Source organism: Streptomyces sp. NPDC052043 (genome assembly GCF_044548235.1).
Classification (GTDB): domain Bacteria; phylum Actinomycetota; class Actinomycetes; order Streptomycetales; family Streptomycetaceae; genus Streptomyces.
Window position 1 is genome coordinate 1 of sequence record NZ_JBIUBT010000033.1, and the last position, 5271, is coordinate 5271.

2 protein-coding genes are annotated in these 5271 nt (G+C 74.2%); both read left to right on the forward strand.

Going from position 1 to position 5271, the window contains the following annotated elements; all coding sequences use genetic code 11:
• Positions 1-4328, forward strand: a 4328-nt coding sequence (locus ACIHCX_RS38000; RefSeq protein WP_400037976.1) for an SDR family NAD(P)-dependent oxidoreductase, incomplete at its 5' end; no start/stop codon positions are given.
• Between the two features lie 41 nt (positions 4329-4369).
• Positions 4370-5271: beta-ketoacyl synthase N-terminal-like domain-containing protein (locus ACIHCX_RS38005; protein ID WP_400037978.1), on the forward strand; the 902-nt coding region annotated here is incomplete at its 3' end.

The window sequence follows — 5271 nt, forward strand, 5'->3', positions numbered from 1 at the left end:
ACGAACTGGCTGACCGCTGTGCACACGACGGCGTACGCACCCGCCGGCTCCCCGTCGACTACGCGTCGCACTCGGCCCACGTCGAAGCCATCGAGGGGGAGATCCGCACCGCCCTCGCCCCGATCGTCCCGCAAAGCCCCCAGATCCCGGTGTTCTCCACCCTCACCGGCGACTGGGCCGAGCCGACCTCCTTCGATGCCGACTACTGGTACCGCAACCTGCGCCACCCGGTGCGGTTCGGCCCGGCCACCCAGGCCCTCGCCGCATCGGGCCACACCGTGTTCATCGAAGTCAGCGCCCACCCGGTGCTGGTGACGGGCATCCAGGAAACGCTGGACGCGGCCGACCTGCCCGGCACCGCCTTCGGCACCCTGCGCCGTGACCAGGGCGGACCGCGGCAGTTCACCGAGGCCGTCGCGCACGCCCACCTGGCCGCTCTCCCCGTCCACTGGGGCCGACTCGCACCGGACGGCGCCCGCCCGGTCGAGCTGCCCACCTACCCGTTCCAGGAGGAACGCCTCTGGCTGGACTCCGGGTCGGCGCTGTCCGACGCGGCCGAACTGGGACTGCTCGCCGCCGGTCATCCGCTGCTGGGAGCCGCCGTCGATCTCGCGGACGGCGGTACGGTCCTCACCGGGCGACTCTCGGCCGCCGCCCAATCCTGGCTCGCCGACCACGCCGTCCTCGACACGGTCCTGCTCCCCGGCACCGCCCTGCTCGAACTGGCCATCCGCCTCGGCGACGAGGTGCGCTGCCCGCGCGTCGACGAACTCACCCTGGAGGCACCGCTCGTCCTGCCCGAGCACGGCGCCCTGCGGATCCAGCTGGTGGCCGAGGCAGCTGACGACAGCGGGCGACGCGCCTTCGCCGTGCACTCCCGCACCGACGACGACCTGCCCTGGCTGCGGCACGCGAGCGGTGTCCTCGCCCCGGACGACACGGCGGTCGCGGCCCCGCCCGCCCCCGCACCCTGGCCCCCGGCCGGCGCCCGACGCGTCGAACTGGACGGCTTCTACGCCCGACTGGCCGCCACCGGGTACGCCTACGGCCCCGCCTTCCAGGGCCTGCGCGCGCTGTGGCAGGACGGCGACGACCTGTACGCCGAGGTCGAACTACCCGACGCTTTCGCCGCCGACGCCGCACCGTACGGCATCCACCCCGCGCTGCTGGACGCCGCCTTGCACGCGCTCTGCTCCGACCGGCCGGACACCGTCCGGCTGCCCTTCGCCTGGGCCGGCGTCCGGCTGCACGCGAGCGGTGCCACCGCCGCCCGGGCCCGGCTCGGCCGCAGCGGCCCCGACCGGGTCACTCTCACGCTCACCGACGCCACCGGAGCGCCGGTGCTCACCGCCGACTCGCTCACCCTGCGCGCCACCGACGCCGCGCGGCTCGCCGACCGCCACCACAGCCCCGACGCGCTGCTCGCGCCGCACTGGCGACCGGCCGCCCCGGACCGGGCCGCACCGGTGGCCCTCTCCACCTGGGCCCTCCTGGGGGACACCCCGCTCGGCGACCCGAACGGGGCGGCGGCCGACGTCCCGCGCCGCCACCGCCACCTGGCCGGCCTCCGCGCCGAGCTGGCATCCGGTGCGACGGCTCCGGAGACCGTCCTTCTGCCCGTCGGCGCGGTGGCCGGCCCCACGGCGACCGAGGCCCCGGCCGGGACTCCGACCGACCCGGCAGCCCCGGACACCGCCAAGGCCACCCTCCTCACCGTGCTGACGGCCGTACAGCAGTTCCTCGCCGCACCCGAGCTGGCGGACAGCCGCCTCGTCCTGCTCACCCGCGGTGCCGTCGCCGCGGCGCCCGGGGAGACGGTGGCCGACCTGGCCGCCGCCGCCGTATGGGGTCTGGTGCGCACCGCGCAGTCCGAGCACCCCGGCCGGTTCGTGCTGGCCGACCTCGACGCGCCGGACACCGCGCCGGAGCTCTTGGCCGCCGCCCTCGGCGGAGAGGAACCGCAGTTCGCGATCCGGGGCGGTGAGGTCCGGCTGCCCCGCCTGATCCGCACCGGCGAGCAGGAGCGGCTGGCCCCGCCGGACGACGCGGCCGGCTGGAAGCTCGACACCACCGGCAGGGGTACCTTCGAGAACCTCGCCCTCGTCCCGTCCACCGACGCCACGCGACCCCTGGAACCCGGTGAGGTCCGGGTCGCCGTCCGTGCCGCCGGCCTGAACTTCCGCGACACACTGATCGCCCTCGGCATGTACCCCGGCGAGGCCGCGATCGGCGGCGAAGCCGCCGGAACCGTCGTCGAGGTCGCCCCCGACGTCACCGGACTGGCGCCCGGCGACCGGGTGATGGGCCTGTTCCCCCGCGGAGGCATCGCACCCCTCGCGGTCACCGACCACCGCCTGCTCGGCAGGATCCCGCGCGGCTGGACGTACACGCAGGCAACCTGCGCCCCGGTTGTCTACCTCACCGCCTACTACGGTCTGCGCGACCTCGCCGACGTACGGCAGGGCGAGACCCTGCTGATCCATGCCGTCACTGGCGGAGTCGGCATGGCCGCCCTGCAACTCGCCCGCCACTGGGGCCTGGAGGTGTACGGCACCGCCAGTCCCGGCAAGTGGGGCACCGCCCGCGCCCTCGGCCTGGACGGTGAACGGCTCTCCTCCTCCCGCGACCTGGAGTTCGAGGAGCGGTTCCGGGCCGCCACCGGTGGGCGGGGCGTGGACGTGGTGCTCAACTCCCTCGCCCGCGAGTTCGTCGACGCCTCGCTCCGGCTGCTCGGCCCCGGCGGACGGTTCCTGGAGATGGGCAAGACCGACATCCGGCCCGCCGCCGACCTCGCCGTCGCCCACCCGCACGTCGCCTACCACCCGTACGACCTGGTGCTGGACGCCGGGCCCGACCGGATCGGCGAGATGCTCGGCGAACTCGGCGACCTCTTCGAGCGGGGCGTCCTCACGCCCCTGCCCACCACCACCTGGGACGCGGCACGCACGCCCGCCGCCTTCCGCCACCTCGCCCAGGCCCGCCACACCGGCAAACTGGCCGTGCTGCTCCCGCCGCGCCTCACCCCCGCCCGCACCGTCCTGATCGTCGGCGGCACCGGCACCCTGGGCGCCCTCATCGCCCGTCACCTGGTCACCCGGCACGGCGTACGGCACCTGCTGCTCGTCGGCCGGCAGGGGGAGCGGGCGCCCGGAGCGGCCGAACTGCACGCGGAACTCACCGCATCGGGCGCCGACGTCACCATCGCCGCTTGTGACGCCGCCGACCCCGACGACCTGGCAGCCCTGCTCGCCCGCGTCCCGGCCGAGCATCCGCTGACCGCGGTCGTCCACGCGGCCGGCGTCCTCGACGACGCCACCGTGGACCGGCTCACCCCCGAGCAGTTCGACCGCGTCCTGCGCGCCAAGGCCGACGCCGCCTGGAACCTGCACCGACTGACCCAGGACGCTGACCTGTCGGCGTTCGTGGTCTTCTCCTCCCTCGCCGGCGTCCTCGGCAGCCCCGGCCAGGGCAACTACGCTGCCGCCAACGCCTATCTGGACGCACTCGTCCAGCACCGCCGCGGCCAGGGACTCCCGGCCACCTCCCTGGTCTGGGGCCTGTGGACCCAGGCCTCCGGCATGACCGGAGCGATGAACACGGCCGACCTACGACGGGTCTCGGCCCTAGGCATCCGCCCGGTCGAACCCGCCGAAGGCCTGGCTCGGTTCGACGCGGCCCTCGCCCACGGCGGCCCCGTCCTCGTCCCGGCGGACCCCGACACCGCCGCACTGCGCGCCGTCGAGCCAACGTCCGTACCGGCACTGTTGCGCGACCTGGCCCACCACACCGTACGGCCCACCGCGCACACCGGGGGGCCTGCCCGGGGCGCGGTCCTGGACGGCATGGACGAGACCGAACAGCTCCGGTATCTGCTCGACCTGGTCCGCACCCACGCGGCCACCGTCCTCGGACACACCACGGCCGAGGCGATCGACGCGGCACAGGAGTTCAAGAAGATCGGCTTCGACTCGCTGACCGCCGTCGAACTGCGTAACCGGCTCGCCACCGCGACCGGGCTGCGCCTGCCGGCCACCCTCGTCTTCGACCATCCCACGCCCACCGGGCTGGCCGCCGAACTGCGCACCCGGCTCGCCCCTGCCGACTCCACCCCCAGCGTCCTCGACGAACTCGACCGGCTCGCGGACCGGTTGCACACCGCCGACATCGACGCCGACACCCGAACGGCTATCGGCGAACGGCTCGGAGCGCTGCTGCGCTCCTGGACCATCCCGCCCGACGGCGCCGACGACCAGGCCGCCGAGGATCTCGGCTCCGCCACCGACCAAGAACTGTTCAGCGTGATCGAGAACGAGCTCGGGATCTCTTGAGCCTGCCCGGAGGATGTTGACGTCGCATGGCAAACGAACAGATGGCGAACGACGCCAAACTGCGTGACTACCTGAAGAAGGTCACCACCGAGCTCCGGCAGGCCCGTCAGCAACTCGCCGACACCGAGGCCCGTGCGCACGATCCGGTCGCGGTGGTCGGCATGGCCTGCCGCCTGCCCGGCGGTGTGGCCTCCCCCGACGACCTCTGGCAGCTCGTCGCCGAAGGGCGAGACGCCCTCGGCCCCTTCCCGACCGACCGCGGCTGGGACTTCGACACACTGTTCGACGCCGACCCCGAGCGGCCCGGCAGCTGCTACGCCCGCAGCGGCGGGTTCGTCGAGGACGTCGACGGCTTCGACGCCGCGTTCTTCGACATCTCACCGCGTGAGGCTCTCGCCATGGCCCCGCAGCAACGGCTCATCCTGGAGACCGCCTGGGAGGCCCTGGAGCGCGCCGGGCTCGAACCCGGCACCCTGCGCGGCAGCCGCACCGGTGTCTACACCGGCGCCGACGACCAGGACTACGCCACCGTGCTCGCCAGCACCTCCGCCGACCTGCACGGCTACATCGGCACCGGCACCCTCTCGGCCCTGATCTCCGGCCGTATCGCCTACATCCTCGGTCTGGAGGGTCCGGCGGTGACGGTGGACACGGCGTGCTCGTCGTCGCTGGTGGCCATTCACCTGGCCGCCCAGGCGCTGCGGCGCGGCGAGTGCACCCTCGCCCTGGCCGGCGGCGTCGCGGTGATGTCGACCCCCAACGTCCTCACCGATTTCAGCCGCCAGCGCGGCCTCGCACCCGACGGCCGCTGCAAGGCGTTCGCGGCGGGCGCGGACGGTACGGGTTTCGCCGAGGGCGCGGGCATGCTGCTTCTGGAGCGGTTGTCGGATGCGCGGCGCAATGGTCATCGGGTGTTGGCGGTGATTCGGGGGAGTGCGGTCAA